This window comes from Roseomonas alba, assembly GCF_019430885.1.
GTDB classification, from domain to species: domain Bacteria; phylum Pseudomonadota; class Alphaproteobacteria; order Acetobacterales; family Acetobacteraceae; genus Neoroseomonas; species Neoroseomonas alba.
Genome location: NZ_JAHYBZ010000002.1, coordinates 472,353 through 494,574 on the forward strand (window position 1 = coordinate 472,353; position 22,222 = coordinate 494,574).

General features: G+C 67.1%; 19 protein-coding genes. 15 read left to right on the plus strand and 4 right to left on the minus strand.

The window, feature by feature from the left end; genetic code table 11:
* Nucleotides 1–4: 4 nt before the first annotated feature.
* The 6 genes from KPL78_RS06745 (at nucleotide 5) to KPL78_RS06770 (ending at nucleotide 7,875) form a co-directional block, all read left to right on the plus strand.
* Nucleotides 5–934 carry an NAD-dependent epimerase/dehydratase family protein gene (locus KPL78_RS06745; protein WP_369412660.1) on the plus strand — a complete coding sequence of 310 codons (930 nt, stop codon included), beginning with the start codon at nucleotides 5–7 and terminating at the stop codon, nucleotides 932–934.
* Between the two features lie 344 nt (nucleotides 935–1,278).
* The gene (gene asnB, locus KPL78_RS06750; RefSeq protein WP_219762143.1) at nucleotides 1,279–3,204 is read left to right on the plus strand and encodes an asparagine synthase (glutamine-hydrolyzing); all 1,926 of its coding nucleotides are present in this window, start codon (nucleotides 1,279–1,281) and stop codon (nucleotides 3,202–3,204) included.
* Nucleotides 3,201–3,545, plus strand: coding sequence for a hypothetical protein (locus KPL78_RS06755; RefSeq protein WP_219762144.1), 345 nt, complete (start codon nucleotides 3,201–3,203; stop codon nucleotides 3,543–3,545). Before asnB ends, KPL78_RS06755 begins: the two co-directional genes overlap by 4 nt.
* A gap of 6 nt (nucleotides 3,546–3,551) precedes the next feature.
* Nucleotides 3,552–4,706 carry a glycosyltransferase family 4 protein gene (locus KPL78_RS06760; protein WP_219762145.1) on the plus strand — a complete coding sequence of 385 codons (1,155 nt, stop codon included), beginning with the start codon at nucleotides 3,552–3,554 and terminating at the stop codon, nucleotides 4,704–4,706.
* Entirely contained in the window at nucleotides 4,703–6,790 is a 2,088-nt protein-coding gene (locus KPL78_RS06765) for an NAD-dependent epimerase/dehydratase family protein (RefSeq protein WP_219762146.1), read from the plus strand. The genes KPL78_RS06760 and KPL78_RS06765 overlap by 4 nt, the downstream gene beginning before the upstream one ends.
* Nucleotides 6,790–7,875, plus strand: a complete 1,086-nt coding sequence (locus KPL78_RS06770) for a glycosyltransferase (protein WP_219762147.1) — start codon at nucleotides 6,790–6,792, stop codon at nucleotides 7,873–7,875. The genes KPL78_RS06765 and KPL78_RS06770 overlap by 1 nt, the downstream gene beginning before the upstream one ends.
* On the opposite strand, the gene KPL78_RS06775 is transcribed toward KPL78_RS06770, so the two are convergent.
* On the minus strand, nucleotides 7,865–11,707 hold the full coding sequence (locus KPL78_RS06775) for a calcium-binding protein (RefSeq protein WP_219762148.1): 3,843 nt from the start codon (nucleotides 11,705–11,707) through the stop codon (nucleotides 7,865–7,867). The two genes, KPL78_RS06770 and KPL78_RS06775, sit on opposite strands and share 11 nt — an antisense overlap.
* Nucleotides 11,708–11,738: 31 nt before the next feature.
* Nucleotides 11,739–11,912: a hypothetical protein gene (locus KPL78_RS06780; protein ID WP_219762149.1), complete on the minus strand. Its 174-nt coding sequence runs from the start codon at nucleotides 11,910–11,912 to the stop codon at nucleotides 11,739–11,741.
* Between the two features lie 268 nt (nucleotides 11,913–12,180).
* Here KPL78_RS06780 and KPL78_RS06785 point away from each other — a divergent pair, with 268 nt between their 5' ends.
* Both KPL78_RS06785 and KPL78_RS06790 read left to right on the plus strand, forming a co-directional pair.
* Entirely contained in the window at nucleotides 12,181–12,318 is a 138-nt protein-coding gene (locus KPL78_RS06785) for a hypothetical protein (RefSeq protein ID WP_219762150.1), read from the plus strand.
* A 16-nt stretch (nucleotides 12,319–12,334) separates the two neighbouring features.
* Nucleotides 12,335–13,741 carry a putative O-glycosylation ligase, exosortase A system-associated gene (locus tag KPL78_RS06790; protein WP_219762151.1) on the plus strand — a complete coding sequence of 469 codons (1,407 nt, stop codon included), beginning with the start codon at nucleotides 12,335–12,337 and terminating at the stop codon, nucleotides 13,739–13,741.
* A 13-nt stretch (nucleotides 13,742–13,754) separates the two neighbouring features.
* Here KPL78_RS06790 and KPL78_RS06795 read toward each other — a convergent pair whose 3' ends face one another.
* Nucleotides 13,755–14,819, minus strand: a complete 1,065-nt coding sequence (locus KPL78_RS06795; RefSeq protein WP_219762152.1) for a right-handed parallel beta-helix repeat-containing protein — start codon at nucleotides 14,817–14,819, stop codon at nucleotides 13,755–13,757.
* On the opposite strand from KPL78_RS06795, the gene KPL78_RS06800 reads away from it, so the two are divergent.
* The 7 genes from KPL78_RS06800 (at nucleotide 14,818) to KPL78_RS06830 (ending at nucleotide 21,834) form a co-directional block, all read left to right on the plus strand.
* On the plus strand, nucleotides 14,818–15,777 hold the full coding sequence (locus KPL78_RS06800; RefSeq protein WP_219762153.1) for a right-handed parallel beta-helix repeat-containing protein: 960 nt from the start codon (nucleotides 14,818–14,820) through the stop codon (nucleotides 15,775–15,777). The genes KPL78_RS06795 and KPL78_RS06800 overlap by 2 nt on opposite strands.
* 597 nt (nucleotides 15,778–16,374) lie before the next feature.
* A complete protein-coding gene (locus KPL78_RS06805; protein ID WP_219762154.1) occupies nucleotides 16,375–16,887 on the plus strand; it encodes an acyltransferase in 513 nt (170 codons plus the stop codon).
* Entirely contained in the window at nucleotides 16,884–17,909 is a 1,026-nt protein-coding gene (locus KPL78_RS06810; protein ID WP_219762155.1) for a Gfo/Idh/MocA family protein, read from the plus strand. Before KPL78_RS06805 ends, KPL78_RS06810 begins: the two co-directional genes overlap by 4 nt.
* Nucleotides 17,906–19,030: a DegT/DnrJ/EryC1/StrS family aminotransferase gene (locus KPL78_RS06815; protein WP_219762156.1), complete on the plus strand. Its 1,125-nt coding sequence runs from the start codon at nucleotides 17,906–17,908 to the stop codon at nucleotides 19,028–19,030. The genes KPL78_RS06810 and KPL78_RS06815 overlap by 4 nt, the downstream gene beginning before the upstream one ends.
* Nucleotides 19,020–20,036, plus strand: coding sequence for an NAD-dependent epimerase/dehydratase family protein (locus KPL78_RS06820; RefSeq protein ID WP_219762157.1), 1,017 nt, complete (start codon nucleotides 19,020–19,022; stop codon nucleotides 20,034–20,036). The genes KPL78_RS06815 and KPL78_RS06820 overlap by 11 nt, the downstream gene beginning before the upstream one ends.
* A complete protein-coding gene (locus KPL78_RS06825) occupies nucleotides 20,033–21,172 on the plus strand; it encodes a DegT/DnrJ/EryC1/StrS family aminotransferase (RefSeq protein ID WP_219762158.1) in 1,140 nt (379 codons plus the stop codon). Before KPL78_RS06820 ends, KPL78_RS06825 begins: the two co-directional genes overlap by 4 nt.
* Nucleotides 21,169–21,834 carry a NeuD/PglB/VioB family sugar acetyltransferase gene (locus KPL78_RS06830; protein WP_219762159.1) on the plus strand — a complete coding sequence of 222 codons (666 nt, stop codon included), beginning with the start codon at nucleotides 21,169–21,171 and terminating at the stop codon, nucleotides 21,832–21,834. Before KPL78_RS06825 ends, KPL78_RS06830 begins: the two co-directional genes overlap by 4 nt.
* Nucleotides 21,835–21,867: 33 nt before the next feature.
* Here KPL78_RS06830 and KPL78_RS06835 read toward each other — a convergent pair whose 3' ends face one another.
* Entirely contained in the window at nucleotides 21,868–22,155 is a 288-nt protein-coding gene (locus KPL78_RS06835; protein WP_219762160.1) for a hypothetical protein, read from the minus strand.
* Nucleotides 22,156–22,222: the final 67 nt, after the last annotated feature.

Consider the following 22,222-nt stretch of genomic DNA (forward strand, 5'->3'; position numbering starts at 1 on the left):
GCTCGTGACCGGCGGCTGCGGGTTCATAGGCTCGCATCTGTGCGACGCGCTGCTAGCCGATGGTCAACGCGTGCGTGTGCTGGACGACTTGTCCACCGGCCGTCGCGACAATCTGGCTAGCGGGGCGTCCCTGCTGACCGGCGATGTCGGCGACCCCGAGCTTCTCGAAGAGGCGATGGAGGGCGTCGCAGGGTGCTTCCACCTGGCGGCCATCGCCTCCGTGGAGCGGGGCGTGCGGGAGTGGCGCGAGACGCACCGGGTCAACCTGTCGTCCTTCATCGCCGTGCTGGATGCGGCCCGGGCGGCGGGCGGGGTGCCCGTGGTCTATGCATCCTCCGCGGCGGTCTATGGCAGCAACGCCAACCTGCCATTGGCCGAAAGTGTCGCGACGCAGCCACTTTCAGCCTATGGCGCCGACAAGCTGGGCTGCGAACTGCATGCCCGAGTGGCGAGCGTGGTGCATGGCGTGCCGACACTCGGCCTGCGCTTCTTCAACGTCTATGGCGCGCGCCAGGATCCGGCATCGCCTTATTCCGGGGTGATTTCGATCTTCGCGGATCGGCTCTTGCGCCGCGAGCCGATCTCGATCTTCGGAGACGGGTTGCAGAGCCGCGATTTCATACACGTATCGAGCGTGGTCGCGGCGCTTCGCGCGGCAATGGGCGCGGCGTCCATCGCGGCGCCAGTCTTCAACGTATGCTCCGGCCACGCGACAACGGTGCTCGATCTCGCGGCGACGCTGTCGGATGCGTGCGGCGTGAAGCCGGAGATCCGCCACCTGCCGCCGCGCGCCGGTGAGGTGCGCCACTCGCTGGGCGATCCCAGGGCATCCCAGAAGGAACTGCGCCTGCCGTCGCCCCTGCCGCTACCGACAGGCTTGCGCGACGTCGTCGAATGGATGCGCGCCGGACGACCGCTACTGGTTTCGGGTTAGCGGAAGATGAGTGAGATCAGCATCACGACGATGGCCCAGGCACCCAAGGAGAGGCCGAAGATCAACAGCGCCGCGCGGGGCCAGGGCGCCCGTCCGGCGGCCGAACTCCCGGCCGCAGGCAGTGCAACCTCATGTATATCTGCGATCTTCTTTGAGACCGACACGACCAGCCTCCATCAGCAGATGCAGTTCAACCAATTCGCGCAGAATCGCAATTGGCTTCTAACGTCAGTATCAGCGCGTTGGTATCGGGCGCAAGCAGTTTCGGCAAGCATAGGTTGCCGACCGCCTCGTCATTGCGACTCTAACGCTGTTCTAACGGTGGCTTGCAAGGAATCGGACGCATGTGCGGCATAGCAGGCCTGTTTCATCCGTTCCGTCCTGAACCGCCGGCGGCGGCCCTGCTGCGAGGCATGACCGATGCGCAGCGGCACCGCGGCCCGGACGGCGAGGGATTTCACGCCGAACGGCATCTCGGCTTCGGGCATCGCCGGCTGGCGATTGTCGACCTCGCCGGCGGCACCCAGCCCATGGCGACCGCCGATGGGGCGGTGGTCGTGACGTTCAATGGCGAGATCTACAACCACGAGCAGTTGCGGCTGGAGCTCCAGCGCCTCGGCCATGTCTTCCGGTCCCGTTCGGATACCGAGGTGCTGCTGCATGGCTGGCGTGCCTGGGGCGCGGACATGCCGGCTCGGCTGGTCGGCATGTTCGCCTTCGCGCTGTGGGATCGCGAGGCGGGGAGACTGTTCCTCGCGCGCGATCCATTGGGCGAGAAGCCGCTGCACTATGCGGTGATGCCGGATGGCGGCTTCGCCTTCGCCTCCGAGATCGGGGGGCTCACGGCGCTGCCGAACCTGCCGCGAGGCCTTGATCCGGTTGCGCTGGATGATTTCCTGGCACTCGGTTACGTGCCCGAACCGGCGACGATCGAAGCCGCGATCCGGCGCCTGCCACCGGCGCATGCCCTGATGCTGCGGCTGGGGGAGCCAGTCGAAGCCGCGATGCCGCGCCGCTACTGGTCGCCGCCCCGAATGGCAGGGCAGGGCGCGGCGGATGCGGCGGAGAGCCTGCGTGCCCGCATCGATGCCGCTGTCCGCGCACGGATGATGTCCGATGTGCCGCTCGGCGCCTTTCTGTCAGGCGGGATTGATTCCGGAGTGGTCACGTCCCTCGCGGCAGAGGCCACGGACCACCCGCTCGCGACCTTCACCATTGGTTTTGCCGGCGCCGCGGATGAGAGGCCTGACGCTGCACTGGTCGCCGCGCGCTACGGCACGCGCCACACTTCTGAGGACGGGGCGGCGGCGGACTACCTTGCCATGGCGCGTGAGATACCGCGCATATTCGGGGAGCCCTTCGGCGACACCTCAGCTGTGCCGACCCTTGCCGTGTCGGCACTCGCGCGGCGGCACGTCACGGTTGCACTCTCCGGCGATGGCGGCGACGAGGTCTTCGCCGGCTACCGCCGCTACCGCTTCCACATGATGGCCGAGGCAGCGCGAAGGCTGATACCGGCGGGTCTCCGGCGTGGCGCCTTCGGCGCGCTGGCGCGCGCGTATCCCAAGCTCGACCGCGCGCCGCGCTGGCTGCGCGCGAAGGCAACGCTGACGGAACTCAGCCTCGACAGCGCAATGGGTTATTACAGTACTGTCTGCCGTATCGCCGAGGCGCGACGGCGGGCACTGTTGTCGCCGACCTTGCGCGCGACCGTCGCCGGCCATGACCCGTCCGATCGCTTCGTACAGCTCATGGATGAATGCGACACTGAGGACCCGCTGCTGCAAGCGCAGTATGCCGACCTGCAAACCTACCTGCCGGGCGACATTCTCGCCAAAGTCGACCGGACCAGCATGGCCGTCTCGCTCGAGGTGCGGCCGCCGCTGCTCGATCCTGCCCTGGTCGCATGGGGCATGGCGCTGCCGTCGGCGATGAAGCTGCGCAATGGCCAGGGCAAGCACATCCTGCGGGAGGTCGCGGCCGCGCTGCTGCCGTCGGAGTTGCTGGCGCGCCCGAAGCGCGGCTTCGCGACTGGCCTTGCCGGGCACTTCCGGGCCAGGGCGGATGTCATCCGCGACCGCCTGCTCGGCGGCGCGCTCGCTGACAGCGGCATGTTTGACCTGCGCACACTGGGGGCGCTTGTAGACCAGCACGCCGCCAAAGCGACCGATCACAGCCAGGCGCTGTGGCATCTCTTGATCCTGGAGGGTTTCTTCGCGCAGCGCGCCGGCGCGGTCGAGCCGGCTCCGAAGGTCAGCGCTGTCGCATGAGTGCTCATCCGCGGGCAGTGATGCTCGGTACCGTGGCCCATGACGACGCGGCGGTTGGCTATCCTGGCCCCTTGACGGGCGGGCGTCCGCGCCAAGTGCCGAGGCAACGCCGTCCGGCGGGCCTGTCTCCGGGCTTGCCGCGGGCGGTGCGCGACACGAAGCAGAGCGCCCGCCCGAACTCAGACCTCCTGACGGAAAGGAATGTCCGCCTCATCCGGGCCTGGAACGTGGTGCGCGCGCGCGTCGCGCTGCGGGAGGGCGAATCCGTCGCCGCGCCGCTGCCCGAATTGGCGAAATGTGTAGCAGGCGGGTGCATCACCGACCCGCGGCTGGAGTTCTAGCGACCCATGCGGATACTCTATAGCCACCGCATCCAGTCACATGACGGGCAGGGTGTTCACATCGCTTCCATGGTCGCGGCCCTGCGCGCGGCAGGCCATGAGGTGCGCGTTGTCGGACCACCTGCCTATGATGACGCCCAACTCGGCAGCGCGAGCAGCGGCATCGCCCGACTGAAGCGCGCGCTGCCCGGTTTCCTGCGCGAAGTCGCGGAGATGGTCTATGCATTGCCGTCGACGTTGCGCCTTGCGCGTGCCGCGCGCGAATTCGCCCCGGACGTCATCTATGAGCGCGTCAACCTCTTCCACTTCGCGGGCAGCTGGACCGCATGGAGGCGCCGCGTGCCGTTGCTGCTCGAGGTGAACTCGCCGCTCGCCGAGGAACGGGCGCGGTTCTCCGGGCTGCGGCTGCGCGGTCTGGCGCGGGCGGCCGAACGCTTCGTCTGGCGCCGCGCGGACGCCGTATTGCCGGTGACCTCGGTGCTCGCCGGGCATGTCGCAGCAGCGGGAGTGCCAGATTCGCGCATTACCGTGGTGCCGAACGGCATCGACCTCTCGGACTATGCCGGGCTCACGCCGACGGTCCCTGGCGCCGCGGTGCGGCTGGGCTTCGTCGGTTTCATCCGCGACTGGCACGGGCTCGATGCCGTGATTCGCAGCCTGGCTGCCTGGCAGGAGGAACCGCGGATCGAGCTGACTGTCGTGGGAGACGGGCCTGCGCGCCCGGGTCTCGAGGCGCTGACCGCGGAACTGGGGATCAGCGACCGGGTGCGCTTCACCGGGCTCGCCCCCCGCGCCGAGGTGCCGGGCCTCGTCGCAGGCTTCGACATCGCTCTGCAGCCGGCGGCAGTGCCCTACGCTTCTCCACTGAAGGTCTTTGAATATATGGCTGCCGGACGCGCTATCGTGGCGCCAGACCAACCCAATATCCGCGAAATCCTGGAGCATGACCGCACCGCGCTGCTGTTCGAGGCGGGGCGGCCTGACGCGCTGTGGACGATGGTGCTGCGGCTCGCGCGCGATCCGGCCCTGCGTGCGCGCCTGGGCGAGGCGGCTCGGGCGGAAGTGCTGTCGCGGAACTACACCTGGGCGGGCAATGCGAAGCATGTCGTGACACTTGCCGAAGCGGCGCTTGCGCAACGTGCGGCCGGACACGCGCGATGAGACGGGTCTGCCTAATCGGTGCGGGCAGTATCGCTCGCGTTCATGCCGAGGCCTTGCGCGGGATGGCGGATATCACCGTTGTCGCCGTCGCTGATCCGCGACGAGCTGCCGCCGAGGCGCTTGCGCGCCTGCTGCCGCGGGCGCGTGCCGTCACATCCGCCGCGGAGGCTGCGGAAACCGTCGGTTTCGACGCCGCCCATGTGCTGACGCCGCCTGATACCCATGCGGCGATTGCGCTACCGCTCCTCGAAGCGGGTCGCGACGTCCTTCTCGAAAAGCCGATGGCTGTGTCAGCCGCCGAATGCACCCAGCTCGCCGCCGCGGCCGCGGCCTCGGGCGCAGTGCTCGGCGTCAATCAGAACTTCCTGTTCCATCCAGCCTTCATTGCCCTGCGTCGTGCCCTGGCGAGCGGCAGACACGGGCGGCCGCGCTTCGTGGACTGTGTCTACAGCGTGCCTCTCCGCCAACTTGCGGCGGGACAGGTCGGGCATTGGATGTTCGATGCGCCAGTCAACATCCTCCTGGAACAGGCCGTGCATCCGCTGTCGCAGATCGCGGCGCTGATCGGCAGCGTGGATGCGCTGGAGGCGATCCCGGACGCGCCCCGGATCCTGTGGGAAGGGCGGCGCTTCCATGGCGGCTGGACCGCGAGCCTCCAAGGCGCCGGCATGGCGGCCACGCTGCGCCTCGCGGTGGGGCAGACCTTTCCCCTCTGGCAGATCACCGTGGTCTGCGACGACGGGGCGGTTGTCGCCGATATCCTCGGCAACCGAGTGCACACGATCGGGCGGACGCGTTTTGCGGATCCGATTGACGGGGTCATGGCGCCAGCCGCCGCCGCGGCAGGGATGGTCGCGGGCGGCGTGGCCAATGCCGCGCGCTACGCCGCGTCATTGGCCGGCCTGGCGAAGCGCAACGACCCCTTCTTCCGCAGCATGCAGGGCAGTATCGCCGCCTTCCACGCCGCGCCGGCGCACTTCGAAGCCGATGCCGCCTTCGGCGCCCGGCTAGTGGGCCTGTGCGAGGACATCGCGGCGCGACTCCCCGTCGCGGAGAACCGGCCGGCCCCGCTCCAGGCGCCGGCGACCCTCGCCGGCGCCCCGGATGTGGCGCTGCTGGGCGGCACCGGCTTCATCGGACGGGCAACGGTGGCGCGGCTGCTGCGCGAAGGGCTGAGCGTTGCCGTCATGGCGCGCGGCACCACGGGGCTGCCGCCACTGTTCTCGGGGCCGCGGATCCGGCTGCAGCGCGGGGACATCGCCGATGCCGGCGCGGTGGCGCAGGCCATCGCGGGCGCCGGGGCGGTCGTGAATCTTGCCCATGGCGGTGGCGGCGCGGACTACGCGGCGATCCGCGCCGCGATGGTGGGCGGCGCGGAGACCGTCGCGCGCGCATGCCTTGCCGCCGGCACGCCGCGGCTTCTGCATGTCGGGTCGATCGCGTCGCTCTATCTCGGCCCCGGGGCGGACAGCGTCGATGGCACCACGCTGCCCGACCCCCAGGCCGAGCAGCGCGGCGACTATGCGCGCGCCAAGGCCGAGTGCGATCTGATGCTGATGGGGCTGCATGCGCAGGCCGGGCTGCCGCTCGTGATCCTGCGGCCAGGGCTTGTGGTGGGGCAGGGGACCTCGCCCTTCCACAGCGGCCTTGGCTTCTTCAACGCCGAGCAGCACGTGATCGGATGGAACCGGGGTCATAATCCGCTGCCCTTCGTGCTGGTGGAGGACGTGGCGGCGGCGATCTTTGGCGCCCTGAGCGCGCAGGATGCCGTAGGCCGGTGCTACAATCTGGTGGGCGATGTGCGGCCGACCGCACGGGAGTATCTGGCCTGGCTGGCCGAGGCGACGGGGCGCCCGTTGCGCTTCCATCCGAAGTTTCCGGACATGCTGCTGGCGGAGGAAGGCGCGAAATGGCTGCTGAAGCGGCTCGGCGGGCGACGCTCGCCGCCGCCGTCACGGCGGGACCTGATGTCGCGCGGTCTGAATGCCGTCTTCGATTGCAGTGACGCGAAGCGCGATCTCGCCTGGCTGCCAGAAGCCGACAGCATCCGGTTCCGCGCCGCAGCCTTCGCGCCCGGACCGTGATGAGCGCGCCGCCCCTCCTGCTGCATGCCTTCGCGTCGTTCGCCGTCGGCGGGCCGCAAGTGCGTTTCGCCACCTTGGCCAACCGGCTGGGCGGCGCGTTCCGTCATGCCGTGGTAGCCATGGACGGCAAGCTGGACGCGCGTGCCTTGCTTGATCCTTCGCTCGACGTGCGGTTCCCCGAGATCACGGTGGCGAAGGGCGACACGCTGGGCAATCTGCGCCGCTTCCGCGCCGCGCTGGGGGAGATCCGACCCGACCTGCTCGTCACCAGCAACTGGGGCAGCATCGAATGGGCCTTGGCACGGATCGGCACGGGAATTCCGCACCTTCACATGGAGGACGGCTTCGGCCCGGAGGAACGAGTGCGCCAGATCCCGCGCCGCGTCCTGGCGCGGCGGCTGCTGTTGCGGCACGCGACGGTGGTGGTGCCCTCCCGCGTGCTCTGGCGAATCGCTCGTGAGGTCTGGCGATTGCCCCAGCGGCGGCTGAGACTGCTGCCAAACGGTATCGACCTGGGACGCTTCACGTCGGTCGATCGCCCCCGCGACACAGGCGAGGTGGTGATCGGCACCGTCGCCGCGCTGCGGCCGGAGAAGAACCTGGCGCGCCTCATCCGCGCCGTCGGGCGGTTGGGGCCGGAACTGCGGCTCGTCATCGTCGGCGGCGGCGGGGAAAGGCCAGCGCTCGAGGCGCTCGTGGCGGATAAGGGCATGGCGGCGCGCGTGACCTTCGCGGGCCATCAGACGGACCCCGCGCCGCTCTATGCCGGCTTCGACATTTTCGCGCTGTCCTCGGACACCGAGCAGATGCCGCTGTCGGTGCTCGAAGCGATGGCCGCGGCACTGCCGGTGGCGGCGACCGATGTCGGCGATGTCGCGGAGATGCTGGCCCCGGAGAACCGGCCCTTTGTCGTGCCCTGCCACGACGCCGCGCTCGCCGACGCGCTCGATGCGCTCGCGCGGGATGCCAAGGCACGGCGAAACATCGGGGCAGCGAACCGCCGGCGGGCTGAGGAAGACTTCAACGAAGCCGGCATGGTCGCTGCCTGGGGCGAACTGTTCCGTGACCTCAGTGCTAGACGATGACGATGTCCGCCGCGGTGATCTGTGGCGCCCCGGTCAGCGTCGCGATGACGGTCGCCGCCTGGCCACCGGCGCCATCGGCATCGAAGCTCAGCACACCGGACGCGCTGTAGACCAACTGCGCACCGCTGCCGACCGCACTGCTGCCCTGGGTGAGGTGCGCAGCGTCGAACGCCCCGAGCGCGAAAGCGGAGCCGAAGCCGACGCGGGAGAATTCGAGATGATCGACCCCGTGCACGAAATCCGTGATGACGTCGCCTCCGTCACCGGGCGCGCGGAAGCGGAATGCGTCCTGGCCCGCCCCGCCGGTCAGCGTGTCGGGCCCCTCGGCGCCGATCAGCACGTCGTTGCCGCCGCCGCCGTTCAGACGATTGGCCAGCGCGTTGCCGATCAGCGTGTTCGCGAAGCCGTTGCCGGTTCCATCGATGGCGTAGCCGGCGATGAGCCGCAGTTTCTCGACCTCGGAAGGCAGAGTGATGGAGATTCTGGCTCGGATCTCGTCAATGCCGCCATTGGCGGTTTCCACCACCAGGTCCGCCGCGTTGTCGACGATGTAGATGTCGTTGCCGGCGCCGCCCACCATGGAATCCGCGCCCACGCCGCCATCGAGCTGGTCGCTTCCGGCACCGCCGAGAAGCGTATCCGCCCCGCCGGCGCCCCTCAGCACGTCATTGCCGTCCAGGCCGGACAGAACATTCGCGGCAGCGTTGCCAAAGAGCGTGTTCGCCAGGCCGTTGCCGGTGCCGCTGATGGCCTGCGCGCCGGTCAGGCGCAGGATCTCCACCTCGGTGGGCAAGGTGTAGGACAGGCCGGTGCGGACTTCATCCGTCCCGCCATTGGCGGATTCCACCACCCGGTCCGCCGCGTTGTCGACGATGTAGATATCGTTGCCGGCGCCGCCCACCATGGAATCCGCGCCCACGCCGCCATCGAGCTGGTCGCTTCCGGCACCGCCGAGAAGCGTATCCGCCCCGCCGGCGCCCCTCAGCACGTCATTGCCGTCCAGGCCGGACAGAACATTCGCGGCAGCGTTGCCAAAGAGCGTGTTCGCCAGGCCGTTGCCGGTGCCGCTGATGGCCTGCGCGCCGGTCAGGCGCAGGATCTCCACCTCGGTGGGCAAGGTGTAGGACAGGCCGGTGCGGACTTCATCCGTCCCGCCATTGGCGGATTCCACCACCCGGTCCGCCGCGTTGTCGACGATGTAGATATCGTTGCCAGCGCCGCCCACCATGGAATCGGCGCCCACGCCGCCATCGAGCTGATCGTTGCCGAGGCCGCCGATCAAGGTATCCGCCCCGGCGGCGCCGAGCAGCGTGTCATTGCCGGCAAGCCCGTCGATTACGTCATTCCCCGCCGTACCTGTCAGCCTGTTGGCAAGCCCATCGGCCACCGATTCGTGCGCCGCACTGAGATCGAAGATCCCGGGCACGATCTGGCCCGGCAGGATGCCGTCGAGCCGAATGGTACGCTGATCCGAGATGCTCAGCAGCGTGCCGCCATATCCGTCCGTGCGTGCGGAGGCGAGGATGGCGGCGAGGGAGATGCTGCCGGTCAGGGCAATGATGTCCGTGCCTGGCCGGAAGCCCTGAATCTCCAGCTGCCCGGTGCTCGCACTGTTGACCTCGAACCGCGCCGCGCCGCCAAGGATCAACGCATAGTCGCGTCCATCCCCAGGCACAAAGACGTTCGTGCCTTTGCCGCCGATGAGGTAGTCATCGCCGCCGCGCCCCTCCAGCCGGTTACCGCCGCCGGTCGAGGCATCGATCAGGACATCCGCGCCGGCCGTGCCGATCAGCGTGGTGCGCCCGACGCCTCTGTCATAGGCGAAGACATTGCCGCCGGTGAAGGTTTGGGTGGTGTTCGCGGTCGTCGGCGCGACGACGCGCATCTCGGTTACACCGATCTGCGAGCCGTCAGCCATGCGCGGCGCAACCTGGTACTGGATCTCGTTGCGCAGGTCCGGGCTGTTGGACGCCAACAGCCAGCCATATGCGCGCATGGCATCGGCGGCGACCCTATGGTCGGTCGGGTCATCTCCTCCGGAGAAGACGGTGATGATGTTCGCGTTGCTCATCGCCGCTACCGTGGCGTAGTAGCCGTCTCCCGGGCCTGTCGCGTAGTTGCCGGCGTCGCGCGCCGCAGACGCGACCTGCGCCCAAGTGTCGAGGGAAGAGCCGTTCGAACCATAGACGGTTAGCGAATAGTTGTATCCCGTGTAGGGGTTGAGGTCCGGTGAGAGGAACCGGCCACTGAGGAAGTTTGCCTGCCACTTCAGCACCGCGCGGGCGTCCTCGTTGCCCTGCATCGCGGCGAGGGCCGTGGTGCTTGCAAAGAAGTCCTGTTGCCAGGGGGCGATGGCGAGCGCCTCCCGATAGCTGCCCGGGATGTAGCCATGGATCTCGTTCTGATCCTGGCTGAGCTCCGTGGTCAGGGCGCGGAGATAGCTCCAGTTGTTGTCGGCAATACGCGAGAAATACGCCTTCTCGTAGGAGCCATCCGGGTTGGCGTAGGCGGCCTCCTGTATCGCGCGAAGCGACCATGCCTGCGCGCGCACTTCTTCCTGCTGGTTTGCGACGATGCCGAGCCCATTCTGGCGCGGGTCATTCCATGCCGAGGCGATCACCCAGGACGCCTGTGCATTCAGCATGTCTAGATGATAGGTGTCGCCGGTGAGGATCCACGCGACATAGGACATGTCCGGCGCGTGCGCGCGATCGGTTGTCCAGACGTCGCTGCTCGCAATCTGGGACGGTTTGACAGCGCCTCGGCCGTCGATCCACAGGCTGGGATAATCGCCTACCGACAGGTAGTGCCCCTTCGGGGCGTCGTAATAGTGCCAGGGAATGGTCCCGGCGGCCTGCGCCTGTGCGAGCGCGTACTTCGCCGCCGCCGGATCCTGGCTGATCAGCCAGGTCGCGTTGACGCCCGTTGTCGGGCCGATGTCGGGGCGCCCCCCGGTCATGGGCATGTAGGTCGCAACGCCATTGAGTCCGAGGACATTCGTCCAGCCTGATGGGACCGCCGGCGCTGCGTTCGTGGGCGCGGTGAGGTCGTAGCTGAGGATCGCGCCAGTCTGCTCCAGGTAGTCGACATCATGGCGGACATGCAGGGTCGGGTTCGCGCTGGCGCCGTCGAAGACGTCCTGCGTCCAGGTTTGGTACTGCTGCTGCGTCAGTGCGCCCTGGCTGAACTTGGTCTGCCCGTTCTCGACGATGCTGATGCTGTTGTATTGGATCGCTCCGCCGGCACTCCCCATGGCGCTGTCGTTGCGGAACCAGACCTTGGTCGAGGTGCTGCCATCAGCATAGGTCACGACATCGAAGGTGAGTCGCAACGCACGCGCGATCGGCACGTCGAAGCGCACCTCGGTCGCGAGCGGCCCCTCCCGGAGGATCTCGAGCGTACCGCCTGCGGCGGCGGCGGCGAGTTCGTGTGCGGCGTCGATCTGTCGTGCGCCGACACCCGAAATATCCAGGTTGACCGCCAAGTCATAGCCGTGGGCGAGGGCGGCCGTTGTCGCAACCGGCGTCGTCGCCGATGGCGTAGCAAGGGACACGAGCGTCCCATTGACGGTCGCGCCGCCGCCGATCGTCGGTGCCGCGAGGGTGACGATCGCCGACTTGATCGAGCCATCCTCATAGCGGCCAGTCACATCGAGTTGAACAGGTACGGTCTGCGAGCCGATCCGCGCGCCCAAAGCGGTACCTTCTGGGACAGCGCCTTGAACAAAGTATTGATTAAATCTCAGATATTGAGATGCATTTGAGGTTGCAGAAACATTCTGTAGACTAAAGCCAACGATGGTATTGGATGAGGTCGAGGACGAATCACTCATGTAAGGCCTCCATGATGCATCATATTCAGATTTAAAAGGCTTCCGAAACGACCGGGAATGGTCCAGCCCATATCGACATGACCGCAACCAAGGCAAGATCACCGAATTCCAACGACTGGTCGTGCTGGAATTCGGCAGAATCTGCCGCATCTGGTAGATCGCTGAGGGTAGAACTCAACCCCAGATCATTGACTTCCTCAGCCATCTACACCGTTCAGTTGCTAACATCCGACGGCTGAGTCGCAAAGTTACCACGCGGTTAATTGAGCGCACGTTGCCTGTTCGATAGTGCCATTGCGAACCCGTGTGACCGTTCTGCAACGACCAATCTCTGACGTGGCACCGGATATCAGTCGGGCGCGTAAGGCGGATCGATTGTCCCCGGCGGGCGGCCTCATCGCATGCGCCTGTGAGTGATACCGTCCGCGGTCGCGTTGCCGTAAGCTCGTCATGCTTCAGGACATGGGCGCGCGATGATCGACAACTTCATCATTCTGGTCACCTGTGGCGCCGTCGCGCTGGTGGCCATCCGCGCCATCATGTTCGAGCGCCGAGGCGAGGCCGCGCAACGGCCACAGGCTGCGCCCGCGGCGCGGTCAAAGCGGCGCTGAGCGAGGGCTCCCCGCGGTGCAGGCGCTGTTCATCTTGCTGGTCTGGAGTGTGCTCATCGCGCTGGGCCTCAGCGCGCCCTTCGTGCTGGGACTGGCGTATATCTGGGTGGATCTCTTCCGGCCGCAGGATGTCGTGCCGGTTGTCGGGCAGCTCATATCGATATCCATGATCACGGCGGTGCTCGCCGTCGGCATGTATCTTGTCGCCGATCGGCGCGACCCGCCGCGCCTCGGCCTACTCACCGTGCTGATGATGGTCTGGGCCGGATGGATCACGCTCACCACGACCTGGGCGCTGTTCCCGCAAGACGCCTGGTGGAAATGGGACTGGGCGTTCAAGACGGTCGTCTTCACCGCGCTGCTGCCCTTTGTCTTCCGGTCGAGGATCCAGATCGAGGCGGCGCTGATGGTTCTGCTCTGCGCCGTCGCGGCCCATGTGCTCCCGTACAGCATCAAGGGCCTGATCTCCGGCGGAGCCTATGACCGACCGCTGGGCCTGATTGCCATCAATGCGCATTGGGGTGGGGAAGGGAGCACGCTCGCCACCTATGCCTTCGCCTGCCTGCCGCTCGTAGCCTATCTCCAGCGGCATTCGCTGATCGCGCCGGCAACCGGCATCATGCGGTACGTCTATATGGCGGCACCGCTTCTCGCGCTCGCCGGTTCCTTCGCCACCTTCGCCCGCGCCGCGGTGATCGCCTGCCTCGTCTGGGCCGCGCTCACCTGGTGGCAATCCCGGCGCAAGTCGCTGCTGGCGGTGGCGTTCGTTGCCGCGGCCATCGCGATCGTTCCTCTGATGGGCGAGCGCTGGGTCGCGCGAATCTCCACGACGCTCGAACCCAGTCAGGAAGAGAGCGCCCATACGCGGCTCATCGTATGGGGATGGACGATCGACTTCGCGAACCAACATCCAGCTGGCGGCGGCTTCAACGCCTATCACGCCAATTTCATCGTCACGCCAGGCCCGGACGGCGTGGACATCATCACCGAGGCGCGCGCCTTCCACAGCGTCTATTTCGAGATCCTGGGCGAGCATGGCTGGATCGGACTTGGGATCTTCGCCGCGCTTCTCGCGGTCATGTTTTTCGACATGTGGCGCGTGCGGCGGGCGTCGCGCGGCGATCCGGAACTTGAGTGGCTTGGCGACCTCGCACGCGCCCTATCCCACGCGATGCTGATCTTCATGGCCGGCGGAGCCTTCGTGGGCATCGCATTCTATCCGCTGCATTACTACCTCTTCGCCTTCGCTGTCTGCGCGAGGGCGGCCCTTCAGCGTGCCCGGCGAGGTGTCGCGGTCGCGCCAGCCGCGACCGATCCTGGAGCCGATCCGGCCGTCGCCGCGTCGCGCCACCTCCCGGCCTGGCGCATCCGGGCGGCGGGCACGAAGGATCCGGCGCGCCGCACGGCGCACGGACAAGGCTGATGTGCGGGCCCGCCTACCATCCCGCCTTTGCGGCGACCTCATGCAGCCATGTTCGGGCCAGCCGCATCAGCGCGATCGCACCGTCGATCACCTGCCGGGCAAGACGCCGTAGTGCGCTCCACCACATGCCCGCCTGAGTCGCCTCGGCACTCCCGGCAGGGACAGCGTTGCCGGCAAGTCGTTCCGAGCGGCCGGACCAGTTGAGAAGCAGCACGCCCGGGCCGTCGAGGCGCGTTTCGGTGACCTCGAGATCGCCGGCCGCGCCATGCCCGGGCAGGGCGAGTATCGCCGCCCGGCGGCCACGCGGACCGACGCCAGGCGCAACGACGCTGGCGGTGATGCGCAATCCGCCGTCGACCTGAATGGTCGCCCCGCTGCCGGTCGCGACCGCTGCGATGCGGCTCCCGGCGATCTCGGTCATCCGGGCCCGCGACAGGATCGCCGCGGTTCCGCGTCCTGCCTCGAACACTGATCCGCGCAGAACCAGCGCTGCCAGCGGCCCGGCACGGATGGCAGCGCTGGATGGCTCGTTCGAGGCCGCGCCATTGGCGCGGAAGATGCTGTCTTCGATGCGGAGTGTGCTGCCTTGCGCCTCGCCTGGCGCAAAGATGCCGTCCTGGTTGTCCTCGATGAGCAGCCTTTCAAGAGTCAGGGTCCTGCCTTCCGCCCGGATCGCCGCTCCATAGCCATCGAGGTTCCGCGCACGGGCGAGTGTGATATCGCGGATGCGGATGTTGTCACCCATGACGACGAAGATCGCCTTTCCATGGCAGACGCGATCGGTGATCCGCGTGGCTGGGCCGCTGCCCTCGATGACGAGGCCATCGGCACGCCAGACCGCGCAGTCATAAAAGGTGCCCGGCAGGATGCGGACGGTGTCGCCGGATTGCGCGACGGTGGCCGCTTCGCTCGGTTGCGCGAACCGCGCGCCGGGACCCACCACGAGTTCCGCCGCCCAGGCATCGGCACGGATCGCGTGGAGAACGCAGAAGAGCAGGCTGACACACGCTGCGGTTTGGTTGCGAGTCCGGCACGGACTGGGGTAGCGTGCCGCCTCGTTGGTGTGAGGGGCATTCATGCGCGCTGCATTGCTGGGCTTCCTCCTGATCACCCTGTCGGCGACAGCCGGAGCGGAAGCCCGCGTGCTGGAGGTCGGGCCAGGTCGTTCCTTCATCCGGCCGTCGGCTGCCGCCGCTGTCGCGCAATCAGGGGATGTCATCAGGATCGCTCCCGGGACCTATGAGGATTGCACGGTATGGCGCGCCGACAGGATCGTCATCGAGGGCGAGGATGCCGACCGCGTCATCATCGGTAACCGCACCTGCGCAGGAAAGGGTGTCTTCATCATACAGGGAAGCGACGTGACCGTGCGTGGGGTGACGCTGGTGGGCGCGCGCACCGATGATGCGAATGGCGCCGGAATCCGGGCGGAGGGCGTCAACCTGACCGTCGAGCGCGTGCGATTCCTGCGCAACGAGAACGGCATCCTGTATGCCGGCGTACGGCGCGGCACGCTGATCGTGCGGGACAGCGCCTTCATCGGCAACGGCAGTTGCGAGAAGGCGTGCGCACACGGGATTTATGTCGGGCAGCTTGAACGGCTCAGCGTGGAAGGATCGCGCTTCATCGGCACGCGGCAGGGGCACCACATCAAGTCGCGTGCACTGCGAACCGAGATCATTGGCAACGAGATCGAGGACGGACGGGACGGAACGGCGAGCTACCTGATCGACGTTCCCAACGGTGGCGCCGTGCTGATCCGGGGCAACAGGATGAGCAAAGGACCACGTTCGGAGAACCGTGCCACCGCGATCGCGATTGGCGCGGAAGGCGTCGATCGACCGACGCCGGAGATCCTGATCGAGGACAACAGCTTCACCCTCGATGGCAACTACCGCACCGTCTTCGTGACCAACCATACGGCGACCCCGGCAGTACTGGTGCGCAACCGGATCCCCGCGACGGTCCGGCCGCTGCGTGGCGATGGTCGCATCAGCGCGCTCGCGCCAGGCACGCACTACGCCGCCGTCGAATAGGGCGGATCGCCGGACGGCCAGCACCAGCCACCGGGGGTGGCGACCCCAGCGGCGTGGGCGCAAATCAACCTGGATATCTCCGGGATCCCCCACCTTCGGGGCCGAGGTTGGAGGTCATCCACGCACAACACGCGATGCGATCAGGTTCAAGCATCGCCGGCGGCTGGAACGCGCCGCCAACATCCTGCCCGCCGAGGCCGAAGCACTCCATGACGCGGCGCGGGACACCGTGCTCCTAGCGGTATGGTCCAGCCACTCAGCCTCCGACACGCCCTGGCGGCTGGGACCGGCTCAGCCATGCTCGCGCCGGCGTGGAGCGCCCGGCCCGTGGCGCAGCCCCTCCACGGAGTGCAGGCGACACTGCAATGACGCGCGGTGGTTTTGCCCCTTCGGATGACGCGCGCGCGTTGGATGCGTGAACAAGCCTCATGCCCCTTTAGGTTGTCGTGCGCCTGAATGACGCTTATCGAAAGTTGAAGTTCAAGTTCAGTTTCGACTATTTCTATGTATGACTTTTGAGAATTCGTATCTGTTGATAGCGAAGAATCTTTCATTTTAATGTTGCGGGATCGGCTTAAATATAGGCATGATCTCGTCATGCCACTGATCAATGTCCAACTCGGTGATGGCACCGTCATCACGCACCCGGACCTCGTGAATCTCTACGGTTGCTCCGTGGGCGAGGGCACCAGGATCGGGCCGTTCGTCGAAATCCAGAAGAACAGCGCCGTCGGCTCTCGCTGCAAGATCTCCTCCCATTCCTTCATCTGCGAAGGCGTGACGATCGAGGACGAGGTCTTCATCGGGCACGGGGTGATGTTCACCAACGAGCTCTACCCGCGCGCCACGGCTCTCGGCGGCGGGTTGCAGACCGAAGCGGACTGGAGCGTGGTGCCCACCCGCATCTGCCATGGCGCCTCCATCGGCTCCAACGCCACGATCGTCTGTGGTGTCACTGTCGGGCGCTTCGCGCTGGTCGGAGCAGGAGCGGTGGTGACGCGCGACGTGCCCGAGCACGCGATTGTCGCCGGCGTTCCCGCAAGGGTCGTAGGCGATGTCCGCGACCGCGACAGCCTTCCCACACCGGCAACAGGAATGACAATGCCATGATCGGCATCGGTGTTATCGGCTATGGCTATTGGGGGCCGAACCTCGCGCGCAGCGTGGCGGAGACCGACGGCTGCAGATTGGCTGCCATCGCCGACTTCTCGTCCGCAGCCCTGTCCCGCGCGGGCAAGCGCTTTCCTGGAGCCGCGCTGTACCAGGATCCGCAAAGCCTGATCGAGGATTCGGCGGTCGACGCCGTGCTGATCGCCACCCCCGTCGCGACGCACTATGCGCTCGCCGCCGCCGCGCTGCGGGCCGGCAAGCATGTTATCGTCGAGAAGCCCATCGCCAGTTCGTCGGACGATGCGCGCCGCCTGATCGATGACGCCGATCGCCGTGGCCTCACGCTGATGGTGGATCACACCTTCGTCTACACCAGCGCGGTGCAGAAGATCAGCGAACTGCTGCGCGCCGGCGATCTGGGCGATGTCTATTACTATGACAGCACGCGGGTAAATCTCGGCCTGTTCCAGCACGACGTGAACGTCATCTGGGATCTCGCGGTGCATGACCTCTCGATCCTGGATTACCTGCTGCAGGAAAAGCCGCTCGCCGTTTCCGCAAGCGGTGCCGGCCACATCCCGGGTCGGCAGGAGAACATGGCGCATTTGAGCCTGTTCTATCCCTCCGGCACGGTCGCCTATCTCAATGTGAACTGGCTCGCGCCGGTGAAAGTCCGCCAGACGCTCATCGGCGGCAGCCGCAAGATGATCGTGTGGAACGACCTTGAGCCCAGCGAGAAGATCAAGGTCTACGACCGCGGCGTGACCCTGGGCGATGGGCCGGAGCAGGTGGCGGCGCGAATTTCCTACCGCAGCGGCGACATGTGGGCCCCCCAGCTTTCGGTGAAGGAGGCTCTGCTCACGGAAATGGAGCATTTCGTCGACTGCGTCACCCATCGCAAGGAGCCGATGACCTCCGGCCGCTGTGGCCTCAGCGTCGTCGAAACACTTGAAGCGGCCATGCTGTCTCTGCGCCAGCGCGGCCAGCCCATCGACATCTCCCCGGTACGGATGGCCTCATGATCCCGTTGCTTGACCTTCGCGCGCAATACGCCGGCCTCAAGGCTGAAATCGACGCTGCCGTGCTCGAGACGCTCGCGAGCGGTGCCTACGTCTCCGGCCCGAAGGTGGATGCCTTCGAGGTCGCATTCGCCGCCTATTCGGGCGCCAGCGAGGCGGTGGCGCTGAATTCCGGCACCTCCGCGCTGCATCTTGCGCTTCTCGCGCTCGGCATCGGTCCGGGGGACGAGGTCATCGCGCCAGCCATGACCTTCGTCGCGACCGTCGCGGCCATCCGCTACTCCGGCGCGACGCCCGTGCTCGCCGACGCGGATCCCGTGACCTGGAACATCGATCCCGCTGCCATCGAGGCCGCGATCACGCCGCGCACCAAGGCCATCATCCCCGTTCATCTGCATGGCCGCATGGCGGATATGGACGCGATCATGGCGATCGCGGCGAGGCACGGACTGCATGTCATCGAGGATGCCGCCCAGGCGCATGGCGCGACGTGGCATGGCCGGGGCGCGGGGACTTTCGGCGCGATCGGCTGCTTCAGCTTCTACCCGGGGAAGAACCTTGGTGCCTGCGGGGAAGGTGGTGGCGCCATCACAAGCGATCCGGCGCTCGCAGCGCGTATGCGCAAGCTGCGCGACTGGGGCCAGGAAGGTCGCTACAACCATGTCGAGCACGCCTTCAACTATCGCATGGACGGAATCCAGGGTGCGATCCTGTCGGTGAAGCTCGCGCACCTGGCGCGCTGGACGGAACGCCGCCGGGAGGTCGCTGCACTTTACGACACGCTGCTCGCCGAACTTCCCGTGCGGCTGCCCGCGAAGCCGAAGGCGCTGGAGCATGTCTACCACGTCTATGCGCTACGCCATCCGGAGCGCGACCGGCTCGCGCGCGGTCTCGCCGAGGCGGGCGTCGCCACCGGCCTGCACTATCCGCGGCCCGTGCATCTGCAGCCGGCGTACAATGATCTCGGACGCGGGCCGGGCAGCTTCCCGGTCGCAGAGGCGCTTTCCGCCGAATTCCTTTCGCTGCCCATCTTCCCGGAATTGACGCCGGACCAGCAGGCCCATATCGCCGGCACATTGCGGGATCTCCTCAGTTCAGCCTCGGTGACCAGCCATGCCGCGTGAGAGCCGCGAAATCCTTGACCCGCGCGGCGTTCTCGCCGGCACCACCTGCCTCGTCACCGGCGGCGCCGGCTTTGTCGGCTCGCATATCGTCGATCTCCTGCTGGAGGCGGGCGTGGCCGAGGTGCGCGTCATCGACAACATGGTGCGCGGACGGCACAGCAACCTCGCCCGGGCGCTCACCAGCAACCGTGTGCGCCTGGTCGAGGGTGACATCCGCGACATCGGGGCGATGCGGTCACTCATCGAGGACTGCGACACTGTCTTCCATCAGGCAGCGCTGCGGATCACACAGTGCGCGCAGGAGCCACGCGCTGCCTTCGAGGTGATGGTCTCCGCGACGTACGAATTGGTGGAACTCTGCCTCGCTGCTGGGATCCGCAAGCTGGTCGCGGCGTCCACCGCCTCAGTCTACGGCATGGCGGACCAGTTCCCGACCACCGAGGCGCACCATTCCTACAACAACCGGACGCTCTACGGCGCCGCCAAGGCCTTCAATGAGGGGCTCTATCGCTCCTTCAACGAAATGCACGATCTGAACTACGTCGCGTTGCGCTACTTCAACGTCTATGGGCCACGAATGGACATTCATGGCCGCTATACCGAGGTTCTGGTGCGCTGGATGGAGCGGATCGCACGCGGCGAACCGCCGATCATCTTCGGAGACGGTCTGCAGACCATGGACATGATCCATGTGCACGACGTGGCCCGCGCGAACATCCTCGCAGCCGTTGCGCCGATGAATGACGTGGCCCTGAACGTCGCGAGCGGAACGGAGACCTCGCTGCTCGATCTCGCGCGCTTGCTCTGCCGGGTCATGGGCCGGCCCGAGCTTGTGCCGCTGCATCAGGAAGAGAGGTCGGTGAACCCGGTGCCCAGGCGCATTGCCGATACCTCCAGGGCGCGGGACCTTATCGGGTTCGAGGCAAGCCTCCCGCTCGAGGAAGGCATTGCCGAACTCGTCGCCTGGTGGCGCGTCCAGACAGCCCTGGCCGGAGCCCTCGCATGATCCCGATCACCAAGCCGCTGGTCGGAGAGGAGGAGGCGCTTGCCGCCGCCGAGGTCGTGCGCTCAGGCTGGCTCACCCAGGGACCGCGCGTCGCAAGTTTCGAGCAGTCCTTCGCTGCGCTGACCGGCGCGCCCTTTGCCTGCGCCGTGTCCAACTGCACGACGGCGCTGCATCTCGCACTCCTGGGTGTTGGGGTGCGGCCGGGCGATGAGGTCATTACCGTCAGCCACACCTTCATCGCCTGCGCCAATGCCATTCGCCAATGCGGGGCGACACCGGTCTTCATCGACATCGAGCCGGTCGGGTATGGCATGGACGCGGCGCTGATCGCCGCCGCGATCACGCCGAAGACGCGCGCCATCCTCTGCGTTCATCAGATCGGCATGCCGTGCGACATGGATGCGATCATGGCGGTCGCGCGCGCCCATGGGTTGCGTGTGGTCGAGGACGCCGCCTGCGCCTTGGGATCCGAGATGGAGTTCGGCGGTAGCTGGCGGAAGGTCGGAGATCCGGCCGGCGACGTCGCCTGCTTCTCCCTTCACCCCCGGAAGGTCGTGACTGTCGGGGATGGCGGCGTGCTGACCACGCGCGATGCGGCGCTCGACGCACGGTTCCGGCTTCTGCGCCAGCATGGCATGACAGTGCCGGACACGGTGCGCCACGGCAGCGCACAGGTGATTTTCGAATCCTACGAAGTCGAGGCCTTCAACTACCGGCTGACCGACATCCAGGCGGCCGTCGGCATCGAGCAGCTCAAGCGCCTGCCCGAGATCGTGGCGCGGCGGCGTACGCTGGCCGAACGCTACCGCGAGCGGCTCGCTGCGGCGGTGCCGGACGTCTCCGCGCCGGTGGAGCCAAACCGCGCTCGGACCAACTGGCAATCCTTCGCAGTGCGCCTGCCTGATGGGGCGGACCAGCGCGCGGTGATGCAGACCATGCTGGATCGCGGCATCGCCACGCGCCGGGGCATCATGTGCATTCACCGTGAGAAGCCCTATGCCGGCACGGCGCGCGTGCCGCTGCCTGTCTCGGAGGCGGCGCAGGATCAGACCATCCTGCTGCCGCTGTATCCGCAAATGACCGAGCAGGAGCAGGACCAAGTCGTGGCCGGGCTTCAGGAGGCCGTGCGGCATTGACCGCAGATATCCGGCGCATCGCCATCCTCGGTGCGTCGGGCAATGCGCTCGACATCCTGGACATCATCGATGCGCTGGGCTGCTGGGAGGTCGCCGGCGTCTTCGATGACAAGGCCGCCCGCGGATCCGTCTTTGCGGACCTGCCCGTGCTGGGCAGGCTCGAGGAGGCTGCGGCGGCGGCCGCACCCGGCGGGCCGCTTGATGGTGCAGCATTCGTGAACGCCATTGCCAGCGAAAGAACGCATCGACGCAAGGCGGACATCATCGCCTCCACCGGGTTGGACGAGGACCGCTTCGCGACCCTGGTGCATCCGGCCGCGGCGGTGTCACGGCGTGCTGTGCTGGGCCGCGGGGTCTGTATCGGCCCGGGCTGTGCCGTCTCGGCGAACGTGACGATCGGAGCGCATGCCTGGATGGGCGGACATGTCGTGATCGGACATGATGCGACGATCGGCAGTGGCGCGACCCTGGCGCCCGCGGTCACGATCGCCGGTGGGGTGCGAGTCGGCGCGCTCGCCTATGTTGGTTCGGGCGCGGTGCTGCGACCGGGAATCACGATTGGCGACGGCGCCCTGATCGGGATGGGCGCCGTTGTTCTGGCTGATGTGCCGCCCGAGGCCGTGATGGTCGGAAATCCCGCCCGCCACCTCGATCGGAGGTGATCCGGTCCGGCAATGCCGGACCGGGAGAGTGCTCTACCGGAAGTTGGGCGAGATTTGTTCGCGGCGGTCCGACGCCGCGGCCGGCGGCGTGCCGGTGCGCCGGATGACGCCGGCGTCGATCAGGCCCTGCAGCGCCTTCTGCATGACATCCACCGAATTGGCGAAGCCCTCCACGGAGAAGATGACGCGCTGACGCAGCACGGCGCGTGGCGTGTTGTCGGGGTTGCGCTCGGTCGGCGAGAGGCTTGTCAGGTCCACGCGGACGATGGAGCCGCTGACGGTGATCTCGCCGATGCCATCGGAGAAGATTTCAGGATGCATGATCCGGTCCCTAGGTCCTATGTGCTGAAAGTCTAATGTTCGCCGGTCGACGGCGGAAACGGAAGCG